Origin of the sequence: Nocardioides sp. J54 (genome assembly GCF_000519005.1) — a bacterium.
Classification (GTDB): Bacteria; Actinomycetota; Actinomycetes; order Propionibacteriales; family Nocardioidaceae; genus Nocardioides.
Genome location: NZ_JAER01000007.1, coordinates 71,562 through 85,713 on the forward strand (window position 1 = coordinate 71,562; position 14,152 = coordinate 85,713).

At 71.1% G+C, this 14,152-nt stretch carries 17 protein-coding genes; 10 read left to right on the forward strand and 7 right to left on the reverse strand.

Annotated elements, in window-relative coordinates; translation table 11 throughout:
* From NOCJ54_RS0107080 to NOCJ54_RS0107085, 3 genes are all read left to right on the forward strand, one after another.
* A complete protein-coding gene (locus NOCJ54_RS0107080) occupies positions 1 to 1,056 on the forward strand; it encodes a hypothetical protein (RefSeq protein WP_028654946.1) in 1,056 nt (351 codons plus the stop codon).
* 718 nt (positions 1,057 to 1,774) lie between these two features.
* Positions 1,775 to 2,665, forward strand: coding sequence for a hypothetical protein (locus tag NOCJ54_RS29370; RefSeq protein ID WP_157514816.1), 891 nt, complete (start codon positions 1,775 to 1,777; stop codon positions 2,663 to 2,665).
* A gap of 40 nt (positions 2,666 to 2,705) precedes the next feature.
* The gene (locus tag NOCJ54_RS0107085) at positions 2,706 to 3,164 is read left to right on the forward strand and encodes a hypothetical protein (RefSeq protein WP_145723911.1); all 459 of its coding nucleotides are present in this window, start codon (positions 2,706 to 2,708) and stop codon (positions 3,162 to 3,164) included.
* A 695-nt stretch (positions 3,165 to 3,859) separates the two neighbouring features.
* Here the strand turns inward: NOCJ54_RS0107085 and NOCJ54_RS0107095 are convergent.
* Complete coding sequence (locus tag NOCJ54_RS0107095; RefSeq protein WP_028654949.1) at positions 3,860 to 4,354, reverse strand: hypothetical protein; 495 nt, start codon at positions 4,352 to 4,354, stop codon at positions 3,860 to 3,862.
* 16 nt (positions 4,355 to 4,370) lie between these two features.
* Here NOCJ54_RS0107095 and NOCJ54_RS0107100 point away from each other — a divergent pair, with 16 nt between their 5' ends.
* Complete coding sequence (locus tag NOCJ54_RS0107100; RefSeq protein WP_145723907.1) at positions 4,371 to 4,805, forward strand: hypothetical protein; 435 nt, start codon at positions 4,371 to 4,373, stop codon at positions 4,803 to 4,805.
* A gap of 39 nt (positions 4,806 to 4,844) precedes the next feature.
* On the opposite strand, the gene NOCJ54_RS0107105 is transcribed toward NOCJ54_RS0107100, so the two are convergent.
* From NOCJ54_RS0107105 to NOCJ54_RS0107115, 3 genes are read right to left on the reverse strand one after another with little or no spacing between them, the layout of a single operon-like run.
* Positions 4,845 to 5,129, reverse strand: a complete 285-nt coding sequence (locus NOCJ54_RS0107105; protein WP_036517161.1) for a type II toxin-antitoxin system RelE family toxin — start codon at positions 5,127 to 5,129, stop codon at positions 4,845 to 4,847.
* Positions 5,126 to 5,686, reverse strand: a complete 561-nt coding sequence (locus NOCJ54_RS0107110; protein ID WP_028654952.1) for a hypothetical protein — start codon at positions 5,684 to 5,686, stop codon at positions 5,126 to 5,128. The genes NOCJ54_RS0107105 and NOCJ54_RS0107110 overlap by 4 nt, the downstream gene beginning before the upstream one ends.
* Positions 5,683 to 5,976, reverse strand: coding sequence for a type II toxin-antitoxin system Phd/YefM family antitoxin (locus NOCJ54_RS0107115; protein WP_028654953.1), 294 nt, complete (start codon positions 5,974 to 5,976; stop codon positions 5,683 to 5,685). Before NOCJ54_RS0107115 ends, NOCJ54_RS0107110 begins: the two co-directional genes overlap by 4 nt.
* 251 nt (positions 5,977 to 6,227) lie before the next feature.
* Between NOCJ54_RS0107115 and NOCJ54_RS0107120 the strand changes: the two genes are divergently transcribed.
* Entirely contained in the window at positions 6,228 to 6,437 is a 210-nt protein-coding gene (locus tag NOCJ54_RS0107120) for a hypothetical protein (RefSeq protein ID WP_028654954.1), read from the forward strand.
* Positions 6,438 to 6,776: 339 nt separating this feature from the next.
* Positions 6,777 to 7,562 carry an SDR family oxidoreductase gene (locus NOCJ54_RS0107130; RefSeq protein ID WP_028654956.1) on the forward strand — a complete coding sequence of 262 codons (786 nt, stop codon included), beginning with the start codon at positions 6,777 to 6,779 and terminating at the stop codon, positions 7,560 to 7,562.
* A 4-nt stretch (positions 7,563 to 7,566) separates the two neighbouring features.
* Here the strand turns inward: NOCJ54_RS0107130 and NOCJ54_RS0107135 are convergent, their stop codons facing one another.
* A complete protein-coding gene (locus NOCJ54_RS0107135; RefSeq protein WP_028654957.1) occupies positions 7,567 to 7,956 on the reverse strand; it encodes a hypothetical protein in 390 nt (129 codons plus the stop codon).
* Between the two features lie 44 nt (positions 7,957 to 8,000).
* On the opposite strand from NOCJ54_RS0107135, the gene NOCJ54_RS0107140 reads away from it, so the two are divergent.
* A complete protein-coding gene (locus tag NOCJ54_RS0107140) occupies positions 8,001 to 8,561 on the forward strand; it encodes a GAD-like domain-containing protein (protein WP_028654958.1) in 561 nt (186 codons plus the stop codon).
* 70 nt (positions 8,562 to 8,631) lie between these two features.
* On the forward strand, positions 8,632 to 9,015 hold the full coding sequence (locus tag NOCJ54_RS0107145; RefSeq protein WP_028654959.1) for a VOC family protein: 384 nt from the start codon (positions 8,632 to 8,634) through the stop codon (positions 9,013 to 9,015).
* Positions 9,016 to 9,031: 16 nt separating this feature from the next.
* Here NOCJ54_RS0107145 and NOCJ54_RS0107150 read toward each other — a convergent pair whose 3' ends face one another.
* Positions 9,032 to 9,901 (reverse strand): LLM class F420-dependent oxidoreductase, encoded by an 870-nt coding sequence (locus NOCJ54_RS0107150; protein ID WP_028654960.1) that lies wholly within the window; start codon positions 9,899 to 9,901, stop codon positions 9,032 to 9,034.
* A gap of 52 nt (positions 9,902 to 9,953) precedes the next feature.
* On the opposite strand from NOCJ54_RS0107150, the gene NOCJ54_RS0107155 reads away from it, so the two are divergent.
* Positions 9,954 to 10,661, forward strand: coding sequence for a peptidylprolyl isomerase (locus NOCJ54_RS0107155; RefSeq protein WP_084254976.1), 708 nt, complete (start codon positions 9,954 to 9,956; stop codon positions 10,659 to 10,661).
* An 18-nt stretch (positions 10,662 to 10,679) separates the two neighbouring features.
* On the opposite strand, the gene NOCJ54_RS0107160 is transcribed toward NOCJ54_RS0107155, so the two are convergent.
* Entirely contained in the window at positions 10,680 to 11,585 is a 906-nt protein-coding gene (locus NOCJ54_RS0107160; protein ID WP_028654962.1) for an oxidoreductase, read from the reverse strand.
* Positions 11,586 to 11,607: 22 nt separating this feature from the next.
* Here NOCJ54_RS0107160 and pepN point away from each other — a divergent pair, with 22 nt between their 5' ends.
* Entirely contained in the window at positions 11,608 to 14,058 is a 2,451-nt protein-coding gene (pepN, locus tag NOCJ54_RS0107165; RefSeq protein WP_028654963.1) for an aminopeptidase N, read from the forward strand.
* The last annotated feature ends 94 nt before the right edge of the window (positions 14,059 to 14,152 follow it).

Genomic DNA, 14,152 nt, shown 5'->3' on the forward strand with positions numbered 1-14,152 from the left:
ATGGAGCGCGCGTCGTACGCACAGCGTGTCGAGATGGCCCACGCGGTGCTCGCGGCGGTGCACGAACGGCTGGAGACCGGCGGGTTCGGCGACCGCACCGCGGCCTTGCTGACGGCGGCGGAGCACCACCCGGCCGTGCTCGCCGAGGTGCTGGCGTCGGCGCTCACCGTGGCCTCCAGCGCCTCGACCGACGCCTACGGGCCGGACGTGCTCCGCGACTGCGCGGCGACGGCCGACGAGGCGCACCCCGGCGCCGGCGAGCTGATGCTGGCCGTGGCGGAGGCCGACGCGGCGGACGCCGCCTTCACGTCGTGGCTCACCCGCAGCCAGGCTGGATCGGTCCGCACCCTCGACGACCTGGCCCGCGCCGGCATCGTGGCGCTGGCGATGGTCTCGCGACAGTTCGCCCGCGCGACGACCGACGAGGTGGTCGCCTGGTGGCTCGGCGCCGACCCCGCGCTGGAGGGTGAGGACCCGGCGGGGGAGCAGCGCTGGGAGCCACTGGCCTCGGCGCTCCTGCGCGCCGTCACGGAGCAGTCCGGACCGCACGGCCACGTCCCGACGCCTGCCGCGCTCCTCACGGCGGCACGCGACCTGCTCGTCACCAGCAAGCCCGAGGCACTGCTCCAGGTCGTCCAGGACGCGCTGTTCACGACGGTGCAGAACGAGCAAATCGACCCGGACGACCTTGGCGACGTCACCCGCCGCCTCGACGACGCCTTTCCGCGCGCAGGCGAGCTCTGGATGGCCGTCGAGGAGGACGTCGCCCTCGTCCGCGGCTGGTACGACGAGCTCGTGGAGCGCTGCTCACCCGCGCCGATCGAGGTGGCCAGGCGGATGCCGGCACTGGCGCGCTGGCTGGGGGACCTGGGCCAGGAGGACGGCATCGCCGAGTACGTCGCCGCCGCGATCGCCGTGTTCTGCGTGGGACCCGTGGAGTCGACCCTGGACGACCTGCCCGACGGCGAGCTGCTGGAGCTGTGGGCGACGGGCGACGGAGCGACCGAGATCGTGCCGCGGCCGCGGAGGTGGCCACCCGCACCATCCAGGAACTGACATAACGTCGCGGTGGGATTCGGGGCGGTCGGGGGAGCCGGGGGAAACGCCGATTGGGCACGAACTGCAAGGCTCTCCACAGAATTGCTGTCGTTTGGTCCCAAACCGCAACGTTCTCCACAGCGGACAGCCCTGGCGGCACGGCCCGGCACGGCAGTCGGTCTCAGACACGCCGATTGGTCACGAACTGCAGGTTTCCGGGCCGATTTCCTGTGGTTTGGGACCAAACCGCAGAGCCAGCGAGTCGAGACGGCCGTCTGGCCAGGCGCAAACGGCGTTGTCACAGCAGCGTTGTCACAGCGGCGTTGTCACAGCGGCGTTGTCACGGAACAGCGCTGGAACAGGGACCGATCTCTCCGTACCAATACCGCCGATAACGGACATTATGTCATGCATCGGTCTGCGCGTTACACCAGATGAATCGCCCCGCCGCCCCCATTTGAGGCCGACCGGCCGCGTGATGTCAGCCGGAGGGCTCTGGTCGACAGGGGCGCACACGGCCAGCACCGTCCCCAGCGCCTGCCGATGGAACCCCTTCGGCGTCAGCGCCGTCGTAGTGACATGGGCCTTGGAGTTCGGCACTCGGAGGAAAGTGGCTGGATCATGTTCTTGGGGGGTACGCGAGGGGTAAAAATCTGTCGGGCGCGATTGCTGCCAGTAGCCGCCGACTGTAACCTGCTTGGAACGCTGCTGGACTCGGCCCGTTTTAGGAACATCTATGGATGATTCAGCCATCGGTTTCCTAGAGGCTGGAACGAGAAGCGGAGACAAATATATGTATATTCCGATGGGTCGCACTGAGTTCCAGACGCCGTCAGACCTTGCGCTTCGACACCGCGACAATTTCCCCGCTGGAAAAACTTCGGCGTTTCGTCGCCTTGGCCGAGGAAGGATATTTCTGGCAAGAGGCGTCACGTTGTGCCTAGTCATATCGGCGTTAGCAGTCGGAAACATCTTCCTCGCAGGGCCAGCGGCCGCGCATTGCCCCGATCCGGGGAACAACGGCCACAGATATGTATCCGGCGGAAATCAAGTCGTTCTCGCCGAGTCTGTTCGCTTCCGCGTCGAGTGGATGACGGCCGCGAACCAAGATGTGTGCAACTCGGGAGCGAGCTATTCAGCCTCGCTAACCCGCTCCTTGGGAACCTCAGATCCGGCCTGGCTCCAAGTAGGCTGGCGCTATTACGACTGGTACGTCCGACCCATGGGCTATTGCGAACGTCACCCTCGCTCGTCTGGCACCGGCAGTTACGCGCTGAGCGAATACAGCGTGACTCAACAGAAGCAAGTTTACGCATACCTCAAGAACGACAGCAGCCAATTTCTGTGTCGTATTGACGGGGAGACCCTTCGAACGACGCATGAAGATTTCGTGGGCTTCCGCACCGGCAACTGGATGCCGGTGCAGGCTGAAGCTCATGCGCGACATGTGCAACTTGGACGAGTTGCCCCGTCTTGGTTGAGATTAGACATCGCCTCGAGAGTACGAAATGGGGGCTCCGGTTGGGAGCAAATGAACGTCAACGGGGTTCATCGTGACGACACGGTCTACAATTTCACGCAGCCAGAGCCAGATGGATTTTGGGTGAATACAGATGCAAGCCACTAGAAGTCGAGCAAAGGCGCTGGTCGCGGGGACGATCGGAGCAGTGATGCTGGTAGGGGTCCTGTCGGCCTGCGGGACGGCACCATCGGGCGAGGCCAGCCCGAAGCCGTCGTCGTCATCCGCAGCTGTGCCGGCCGACCTTCTCACTGTCTTGGCCCGTGATGGTCTCGTCGTGAAGGAGACAAGTTTCGACGAGGCCTCGACGGACGCCAATGCGGCGTTGGAAGCGTTCGCCCGGGTCTACGATCCGAAACAGTTCCCGACCGCACCCCAGCCCTTCGCGGTCGAGGTCAGCAAGTCCGATGAGAGCCGACTGCCGCCCGGCACAACGGCGTGGATGCTTCATATCGGGGACGTTGAGCAAGACATCACTGGCCCGGCTCTCCCGGGCGGTGAGCGGAGGAGCGAGCCCAGGATCATCGAGACTGACATGTTCACCTTCATCGACTCGAAGACGGGCGACCACCTGGTCACCGTCTACATCGGCCCGGAGAAGAACTGACCCACTCGTGGCCGCCTCGCCGTGGCGGCGCACACCGGCGGCGTCTGCCGCGCCAGAGACCACGAGCAGGCCGCGATCCTGCTCGCTCTCGTGGGACCTTCACCTTAGCCGTGTGCGGCGAGGCCCCTGACGCACTGGGCGGGCCGACATCGGGACCTTGGCGGGGCCCCGAACGCCTCGACCGTGAACGTCATCGTCCGCGGCCCTGCTGCCGCTGTCGACCGGCGCCCTGGCCGCGGGTAGGCCGCGCCTTGGCGGACTTGGCCGGCTTCCTGGTCGCCTCCGTCGCGGGCTTGCCCTGGTACGAGTCGGCACGTATGCGCGCTTCCACCGCTCGGGGGTCGTCGAGGCGTTGCTCGAGATCTCGCGCGGTCGCCTCACGGCGCTCCGCGCTGTCCCATGCGACGTCGGCCTTCGAGTCCAGGCCGTCGCGGTCCGCTCGGCGGTCACCCGCCGAATCCTCGAGCCGGTCGACCTCGGCGGCCGCGTGCTCGGCCGAGTGTTTGTGCGGGTCGTCGTCGGGCCACTGCGCTGTCGCCTCATCGGGCGTCAGCTCACCGCTGAGGACGGCTTCACGGAGCCGCTCACGCTCGGCGGCCTGGCTTGAGCCGGCCGATGCTCGGGATCAGCACAAACAGAATGTCGTCGTAGGGCTTCCAGGCGTCGTGCTTGGGAGGGTTCGCGGGCATCGTCCGTCACACCCACTCCGGCACCTGGGACGGCACGTCCGCGAGCTTGTCGCGGGTCGCCCAGGTGAGGTCTGCGACATTGCGCCCGTCGACGGGCGGATGCAGCACGAGCCAGATCGGCGTGCCCGGCCCTCGTTCAGCCCGCTGCAGGACGAGGCCCGACTGGTGCGTGCTGCCGGTCCACAGCCACACATGGTGGCTTTCCGGCGTGATGGACGGGCCGCCGGAGTTGGGGTCGGGCGGGATCGCGCCGACGGCCCGCACGTCGGCCGCGGGCAGCTGCTCGACGACGGCAGCGCGCGGGGTTTCTGCGGGCGTAGGCCCGCCGTCGCGCAGACGGGCGACGAACGCCCACCACTCGCCCGCGTCGTCGCTGAGCCAGTTCAGCAGCAGTCCAGGGGCAGGGTGGCCGGGCGAGTAGTGCGGTCGGCACCAGATGTGACTACCCCGGGCGCGGCCACGCAGGCCCGGCTCCCAGAGGTAGCGAGACGGCGCCGGCATCCCAACAGATTAGAACATGTGTTCGATCAACGCACGGGCCGTGCCCGCGCCCGCGATGCGCGCGAGCAACTGGGGCTGCCCGGTGACCGTCAAAGACCGGAGTTACGCTGACCAGGTGGCCAGGATGACGCCAGCCGAAGCGGCAGCCGTGAACGTCCTCTACGGCTTCCTCGTGGGGATCGATCGACCGATCCCGGCCGAGGTGGCCAAGGCCATGTCGACGCTCGCCAGTCGGGCACACAACCGGCTGCAGGCGGGCGTTGACGAGCACGCTGTGCGAGCTCAGTGGCCCGCCGCGTTCCCCGCGGGCGGCTCGGAGCGGCTGGTCGACGAGGGACGGGCCTCACCGGCGGAGGGCCCCCACGGGAGCCTGCCGGCGCCCATCGCCGTCGACGGAGGCGGCACAGTCAGCGACCTGGTCGACCAGCAACGCAGCGACGAGCTGCCCTGAGCGCGATTCGCACCCCGCGACCCGTCGAGCGCCCTCCTATCAGCGATAGACCTCGCGGCGGTGCCCGAGAGCGAGGACGAGGACGAGGAGCACGTCGTCCTGGACTTCGTAGATGATCCGGTAGTCGCCGGTGCGAACTCGCAGCTCGCCGGCGCCCCCGACGAGCTGTTTCGCTCCCGGCGGACGTGGGGTGTCGGCCAGGAGTTCGATGGCGGCTTGGATTCGACGCTGCACGGGAGGGTCGAGCTTGCGCAGCTGCCGGGCAGCCGCCGGTGTCAGCTCGATGCGGTAGCGCTGGTCGTCGCTGCCAGCATCGGAACTCATCGCCCGGCCCGGCCGAGCGCCTCCGGCCGTTCGTCGGCCTTCGCCGCCAGGGCCTGCTGGCGGCCGTACTGGTCGACGCCTTCGGTCCAGAGCTGCTGGCGGTAGTGCCCCGGGCTCTCAGGCTCGGGCGTGGTGCCGACGAAGCCGGGGTCAACTCCAGCGTAGGTCGCCGAGATGCCGCGCATGCCGTTGACGACGGCGTCGAGCGAGAACGTGAGCGCCTGGGGGTGGTGGCGCCGTACCCAGGCCTCAGCGCGAGACCATGCGGCGTCGTATCCCTTCGGGTCGCCTCGACCATCGTTGGCCTCGACGGCGGCCCGGTAGTCCCGCCAGAGCTCGTAGGCTTCGCGGTTCTGGGCGATGTGGTCAAGGAGGATGGGGAGGCACCCGCACTCCTCGGACGTCTCGTGGTGGTGGCCGACGCATCGATCGTCGTCGCATCCGCACTCGTCGCCGCGCCAGAGCCCGTCGGTCCAGCCCGCTGCCCGTGCCCATTCCTCGTCCGTGTAGCCGGCCGCTCCGATGGTCTCGAGCGCGCGCACGCTCAGGTGCGTCATGACGTCGCGCCCGTCCCGGTCGTCGCATCGGCGAGACCGAGGTCGGCCTTGACCTGCTCCCAGGGGATGGGAGCAGCGCCGGACTCCTCGAGCTCGGCGCGGGCGGCCGCGGCCGCACGGATGTCGGCCAGGTCCTCGGCCGCCTCGACGAGCTGATCCAGCTTGTCCGCATCGACCACCGCGGCGATGCGGCGGCCACGGCGGGTCAGGAACACGGGCTCGTGAATGCGGGCCTCGTCGACGACGTCGGCCAGCCGCGCGCGGGCCTCGCTCACAGTCATCTCGGTCATGTGACGACCGTACACGAAACCGCCGAAACGTACAACTCGGGCGTTCCGTACAAAAGCGCCGGTAACGAACGTCATGTCAGATTGCAGCCGGAGCGGCCCCAGAGCCCTCCTCCCTGACAGCCCCCACCACTACCCCAGTGGAAACCACACCGGTGTCACCTAGGTTGGTCCCATGGACGGATCCGACGACGTCGACCTGCGCGTCGTCGGCGACGACGACGAGTGGTCGGTCCTGCGGTGGCTGTCCTGCGGTGGCTGTCCTGCGGTGGCTGTGGCAGGCGTACCGTGCCGACCTCGCGCCGGTCGTCCACGGCCTGCCGTACGCCGACGGTCGCTACCAGGCCCGGATGGTCGACGGCCTGCCGGATCCTGACGCCGCGGCGTACCTCGCGTGGCGGCCGCACCCGAACACCGGCGAGGCCGCGCCCGCTGGGAGGCCTGACCGGTGGACGAGCAGCTGAGCCGCGCGGTCGTCGCCTACCTCGGCAAGGGCCGCTCGGCGTTCCCCCCGACGCCGGTGCCGTCGCCCCGGACGCACCCGCCACGGAGCGCGACGCCCTGCTGGCCCGGGTCCGCAACGTCGTCGACGAGTGCCTGGCGATCGAGGTCGACTGGCACGACCGGTCCCTGGCCGCGGCCGGCCAGGTCGCCCGGGACACGATGGCCCGCCGCCACCCCGGGCTCTCCCCCGACGCCCTCGACGCGCTGCGCTGGTTGTTCACCTACACCTGGCGGTAGCCCCACGCGAGCTGGCAGACCCGCCGGGCGACGGCGAGCACGCCGCCGCGATACTCGGGCGCATGACCCAGCCGACCGTCGTCGTCACCGGTGCCGCCGCAGGCATCGGCCGCGCCATCGCCACCCGCTTCCACGCCGCCGGCCACCTCGTCGGTGCGTACGACGTCGATGAGGCCGGCCTCGAGCAGCTGGCCGCCGACCTGCCCGGTGTCGTGACGGGTCGCCTCGACGTCCGCGACGCCGACCAGTGGCGGGCCCGCCTGGCCGAGCTCGTGGAGCGCAGCGGCGGCCGGCTCGACGTGCTCGTCAACAACGCGGGCATCCTCGCCGGCGGCGCGTTCGCCGACATCGACCTCGCCACGCAGCAGCGGATGGTCGAGGTCAACGTCACCGGCGTCCTCAACGGCTGCCACGTCGCGCACCCGTACCTGCGCGACACCCCCGGCGCGCACGTGGTCAACCTGGCCTCGGCCAGCGCGATCTACGGCCAGCCGGAGCTGGCGACCTACTCGGCGACGAAGTTCGCCGTCCGTGGGCTCAGCGAGGCGCTCGACCTCGAGTGGGCCGGAGATGACATCACCGTGCACGCGGTGTGGCCGCTGTTCGTGCGCACCGCGATGACCGAGGGCCTCGACACCGCGTCCACGCGCTCGCTCGGCGTCCGCCTGACCCCCGAGGACGTCGCGGCCGAGGTCGTCGACCTCGTCCTGGGCAGCCCCTCGCGCCTGCGCCCCCGCTCGCCCCACCGCGCGGTCGGGAAGCAGGCGAAGGCGCTGATGGCGTCGGCCTCACTTGCGCCGACTTGGCTGATGCGCGCGATCAACAACCGCATCGCCGGACCTCGGTAGCCGGCTAGCCGGTGCCGGCCCAGGCGCCGGTGGCGACCATCGCGGCCACCCACACCGCGAACGCGGCCCACCAGCACCAGGTCGTCCACCGCCCGATGCCGCTCAGCCGTGCGCGCTGCCGCAGGTAGCACGGCGTGAAGATCGCGTACGTCGGCACGATCCCCAGCCACTCGACCCGGGGCGCCTCTCCCCTGCGCCGCAGGTCACGGACGTCCAGCGTGAGCAGGACCGCGGTGCCGCCGACCATGAGCACCAGGCTCGTCGCGAGCAGCGGCCACACGCCCCACGGGGCGCCCAGCGCACCGGCCAGCGGCAGCGCGGCAGCGACCGCCGGGCGTACGGCGGACACCGGCGCGGCGGCGAGGGCGGCGTCCTCCTGCGGAGTGGTCGGCACGGCAGGACCCTAGCGCTGCCGCCCACGTCGATAGGTTCGGGCGCATGGTCGAGATCACGGACTTCGTGCCGCACTCCCCTGTCCCGCCCGCGGTGGTCGAGGCCTACCGCGGAAGGGTGCCGGACGAGATCGTCGAGGTGTGGGAGCGCTACGGCTACGGCACCTTCGGCGAGGGCTTCGTCCGTGTCATCGACCCGGCGCTCTACGAGGAGCAGCTCGGCGACCGGATCGGCAAGACGCAGGGCGACGGCATCGCGATCCCGGTCATGACCACCGGGCTGGGCGACCTGATCACCTGGGAGCCGAGCATCGGCGCGCTGGTCCTGCTGATGTTCCGCTCGCACCGCGTCCGGGGCCTCGGCCGCGCGCACTCGTTCTTCACGCTGCTGCGCATGGACGGCGTCGAGCACCTCGAGGAGGACCTCGAGTGGGACCTGTTCCCGCAGGCCGTGGCCGCGCAGGGCCCGCCGGCGTACGACGAGTGCTTCGTCCACGTGCCGCTGCCGGTGATGGGCGGCCCGGGCACCGTGGACACCTTGAGGAAGCGGCAGACGCTCACCGCGATCCAGGTGATGGTCGAGCTGCAGGGCGCCATCGGCCACTGACGCCCCGCGGCACTGACGCTGGGCGCTGGGAGGCGTACCGTCGACAGGGTTCCCGACCCCGGAGGCTCCGATGACCGCTCCCGACGGACACGTGAGCGTGCGCTACCTGGTCGACGACGTCGACGCGGCGGTGGCGTTCTACACCACCCACCTGGGCTTCACCGTCGGCACGAACGTCGCGCCGGCCTTCGCCGAGGTGTTCCGCGGCGCGCTGCGGCTCCTGCTCAGCGGCGCAGCCAGCTCCGGCGCCCGGGCGACTCCCCCGGACCGTGCGGCCCAGCCGGGCCGCAACCGGGTCAACCTCCCGGTCGAGGACCTCGAGGCCGAGGTCGAGCGGCTCGGCGCGGCCGGCCTGGCCTTCGCCAGCGACCTGGTCTCCGGCCCGGGCGGCTCGCAGGTCCTGCTCGAGGACCCGTCGGGCAACCTCGTCGAGCTCTTCCAGCCCCGCGCGTGAGCGCCGCCCGGCGGTCCTAGAGCCCGGCGACGCGCGGCAGCACGCGGTCCACCAGCTCCGTGGTCCACGCGACCGGGTCGTCGGAGGCCGGCATCGCGGTCGCCAGGCTCACGCCGAGGCCGGCGTACTCCTCCATCTCGGCGACGAACCGCTCCGACTCCCCCACCGGGTCGCCGAACCAGAGGATGGTCTTGCGGATCGCGTCGTAGTCGCGGCCGAGGTCGTCGCAGTGGCGGCGCAGCACCTCGAGCTTGCGGGCGACGCCCGGCACACCGTCACCGGTGAAGAGGTTGCAGGCGTCGGCGTACTGGGCCACCATCCGCAACGTCTTGCGCTCCCCCTGCCCGCCGATCATCAGCGGCACGCGGCCCCGCACCGGCCGCGGCAGGCAGATCGTCTCCGCCAGCTGGTAGTGGGTGCCCTCGAACGGCCCGTCGTCGTCGCTCCACATCTGCTCGGTGATCCGGATGGTCTCCTCGAGCCGCTCGAAGCGCTCCGCGAGCGGCGGGAACGGTACGCCGAGGCCGGCGTGCTCACGCTCGTACCAGGCCGCGCCGATGCCGAGCCAGGCCCGGCCGCGCGAGAGGACGTCGAGCGAGGAGACGACCTTCGCCAGCACGCCCGGGTGGCGGTAGGTCACGCCGGTGACCAGCAGGCTGAGGTCGACCCGCTGGGTGCGGCCGGCGATGTAGCCGAGCGTCGTGTAGCCCTCGAGCATCGGCTCGAACGGGCCACCGAAGTCGACCATCTGGAAGTGGTGGTCCATCACCGTGACGAGGTCGATCCCGCCCTCGTCGGCGACCTGGACCGTGGCGTCGAGGCGGTCGGCCAGGGAGGTCTGCCAGTCGGGGTGGGTGAAGGTGGCGTAGTGGATGCCGAGGTCCATGGACGTCAACCTACGCCCGCTCGGCTCCGGCTGTCTGCGTACGATGCGGGCCATGCGTTCCCGCCTGCTCGCCGGTGTCCCGGCCCTGCTCCTGCTCGCCTCCCTGTCCGCCTGCAACGACGACGACCCGGAGGCCAGCGACGACACCGGCACCAGCAGCGAGGGCGGGACGTCGTGCGAGTACGTCGAGACCGGCGGCGCCGCCCGCGGCGTCGAGCTGCCGCCGGCCACCACCGACCTCAGCGGCGAGGTCCCGGCCGTGCTGCACACCTCGATCGGTGACCTGAAGATCACCCTCGACGCCGAGAAGGCGCCGTGCACCGTCGCGTCCTTCGCCTCGCTGGCCGAGCAGGGCTACTACGACGGCACGTCGTGCCACCGCCAGGGCAACGACCCCGGCTTCGAGTTCCTCCAGTGCGGCGACCCGTTCTACGACCCCGAGGCCGAGCAGCAGGACCCGGCCGTCGGCACCGGCAACCCCGGCTACAACATCCCCGACGAGATCGACGGCACCGAGACCTACGAGGCCGGCACCATCGCGATGGCCAACACCGGTGCCCCGAACTCGGGCGGTGGACAGTTCTTCATCGTCTTCGGCGACTCGCAGTTCCCGCCGAGCTACACGGTGTGGGCGCACCTCGACGCCGAGGCCGTCGAGCTGGTGAAGAAGGCCGCGGCCTCGGGCAACGACGGCAGCTCCCGCGCCGGTGGCGGCGTGCCGAACACCCCGGTCACCTTCGAGGGCATCGACGTCGGCTGAGCCGGCTCCGGCGCGGGCTCACCGCTCCTGCAGCGCCGGCAGGTCGACGCCGGTGAGCTCCACCGACCTCTCCCAGAGCCGGTGCGCCAGGACCTCGTCGTCGACCTTCGGCGACATCCGCGCGAGCGCGGGCCAGCCCCACAGCTCGGTCCGCCCGTGCGGGCCGATGTAGGTGCCACCCTCGACGTCGGTGGTGGCGGCGTAGACGGTGTTCAGCGCCCCGCGCCAGCCCGGCATCCCGACCAGGCGGTGCCCGTAGTGGCCGATCGCGGTCACGACCGGGTTGCCGGAGCCGCTGGTGATGCTGGTGGCGGTGGCGCCCGGGTGCGCACCGACTGCGCGCAGCTGCGAGCCACGCGCGCGCAGCCGCCGGTCGAGCTCGCGCATGAACAGCAGGCAGGCGAGCTTGGAGTCGCCGTACGCCTGGAACGGGCGGTACGGGCGGTGCAGCCACCCGAGGTCGTCGAGCTCGATGCGGCCCGAGCGGTGCTCGCGGGAGCTGACCACCACGACGCGGTCGGTGAGCAGCGGCAGCAGGCCGAGCGTGAGCGCGAAGTGGCCGAGGTGGTTGGTCGCGAAGTGCATCTCCACGCCCTCGGCCGACAGCGCGTACGGCACGCCGAGCACGCCGGCGTTGTTGACGAGCACGTCCACCGTGCGGCCGTCGGCCGACAGGTCCGCCACGAAGGAGCGCACCGACGACAGGTCGCTGACGTCGAGCCGGCGGACCTCCACCCGGCCCTTGTCGTGCCCGGGCACGGTCCGGGCGGCCGCCTCGGCCTTCTCGACGCTGCGGCAGGCCATGACCACCTCGGCACCGCGCGACCCGAGGATCCGCGCCGTCTCGAGGCCGAGGCCGCCGTTGGAGCCGGTGATGACGAAACGCCGTCCCTGCTGGGGAGGCACCTGGGTCCACGGACGCACACCGCATTATTACGCTGAGCCGATGACCAGCGACTCCGGGACCGCCAGCCTGACCCGCGCCGAGGCGGAGCACCGCGCGAGCGGCATCACCGTCACGTCGTACGACGTCGACCTCGACCTCTCCGTCGCCGAGGAGACGTTCTCCTCGCGCACCACGATCCGGTTCACCAGCAGCTCGTTGCGCACCTTCGTCGACGTGAAGCCGACCGCCCTGCACGCGGTCCTGCTCGACGGCGCTCCCCTCTCCCCCGACGCGCTCGACCGCGGCCGCCTGCCGCTGGACCTCACCAGCGGCGAGCACGAGCTCGTCGTCGAGGCGACGATGGGCTTCCGCAACGACGGCGAGGGCCTGCACCGCTCCGTCGACCCGGCCGACAGCCTCGCCTACGTCTACGGCATGTCGTTCATGGACGCGGCGCCGTCGATCTTCGCGTGCTTCGACCAGCCCGACCTCAAGGCGCCGTACACGATGCGGGTCACTGCGCCCGCCGACTGGGTGGTGCGCGGCAACGCACCGGCCCGCGAGGTCGGCTCCGAAGCGCGGGTCTGCCGCTGGGAGCTCGGTCCCACTCCCCCGCTCGCGACCTACTTCGTCACCCTGGTGGCCGGTCCCTACCACCTGCTGACCGACGAGCACGACGGCATCGGCCTGGGCCTCAGCTCGCGGCGCAGCCTCGCGACGGTGCTGGACCGCGAGGCCGACGAGCTGTTCACCCTGACCCGGCAGTCCTTCGACGAGCTGCACCGGCTGTTCGGGGTGCGCTACGCGTTCGGTGACTACCACCAGGCGTTCGTGCCGGAGTTCAACGCCGGCGCGATGGAGAACCCCGGCTGCGTCACGATCCGCGACCCGCTGCTCTTCGAGGGGGCCAGCACACGTGCGGACCGCTGCTTCCGCGCCAACCTGGTCGCCCACGAGATGGCGCACCAGTGGTTCGGCAACCTGGTCACCCCGCAGTGGTGGGACGACCTGTGGCTCAACGAGTCCTTCGCCGAGTACACCGGCCTGCGCGTGATCACCCATGCGACGGAGTACGACGACGCGCCAGTCCACGACTCCTACCTGCGCCGGGTCTGGGGCATCACCGCCGACTCCCGCCCGACCACCCACCCGGTCGCCGGCAACCCGGCGGAGGACGCCCTGGCGGCGCTGCAGAACTTCGACGGCATCTCCTACGCCCGCGGGGCCAACGTGCTGCGCCAGCTCGCCGCCCGGCTCGGCGACGACGCCTTCCTCGGCGGGGTGCGCGAGCACTTCGACCTGCACCGGTTCGGCAACGCCACCATGGGCGACCTCTTCGCCTGCTGGGAGCGGGCCGGCGGCGGGGCGGACCTGTCCGCCTTCGTGAAGGACTGGCTGCTGACCCCGGGCGCCGACCAGCTGAGCGTCGACCGTGAGGCCGGCGTCGTGCGCCGCAGCTCCCCGCCGGCGTACCCGGCCGAGCGCACGCACCTGCTCGACGTCGCCGTGCACCGCGACGGCTGGGAGGTCAGCCGGCACACGCTCACCGACGCCGAGACACCGCTCGACCTCGGCGACGCACCGGTGCTGCTCGACGCCACCGAGACCACCTGGGCGATCTGCCCGCCCGACGCGACCACCATGGCCGCACTCCCCCGGCTCGCCCCGACGCTGGAGGACGACCGGTTGCGCGCCACGATGTGGAACAGCGTGCGACTCGCGCTCTTCGACGGCGCGGTCACCCCGGCCCAGGTCGCCGACCTGCTCGTGGCCGCCCCGCCCGTCGAGGACGCCACCACCGCCCAGCGAGGCCTGCTCGTGTGGCTCCAGTCGACCGTCCTCCCGCTGGCACCGGAGGGCACGACCGCCCGCTACCACGCGGCCGTCCTCGAAGTGCTCGATCGAGCCACGCCCGGCACGGAGCTGCAGCTGTCCGCCTTCCGCCACGTGCTGGCGACGGCCACCGACGCCGAGCAGCTCCAGCGGTGGGCTGCCGGTGAGCGGCTGCCGGAGCAGGTGCGCCTCGACGTCGACCTGCGCTGGCGGGCGTTGCGCCGCCTCGCCGAGCTGGGCCTGACGGACCGTGCGACGCTCGATGCAGCGCTGGCGGCCGAGCCGAGCAGCACGGCGACGGTGCACCACGCCGGCGCCGTGTCGTCCCTGCCGACCGCCGAGGCCAAGGAGTTCGCATGGGTGCGGGCGACCGGCGAGGTCTCGGTGCCGAACTACGAGGTCGAGGCCGCCGGCCGCGGGATGTGGCGCACCGACCAGCGCGCGCTGACCCAGCCTTTCGCCGAGCGGTACTTCGCGGACTTCGACGCCATCACCTCCGCGCACCAGGGCTGGGTCCAGGCCACGGTCATGTCGTCGTACTTCCCGATCACGCACCTCGACGACACCACCGTCACGGCCGCGCGCCAGCTGCTGGCGCGCGACCTGCCCGGGGCCGTACGACGCCCGCTGGCCGACGCGCTCGACGAGCTCGAGCGGCGGCTGGCCCTGCTCGGCTGAACGGCTCGCGCTGCTCGGCTGAGCGGGCCGGCCGGGCGTGAGGTCGGCCTCGTCGGCGTGGCCCGCGGGGTTCCGTCGGGCGTCACTGTTTGAC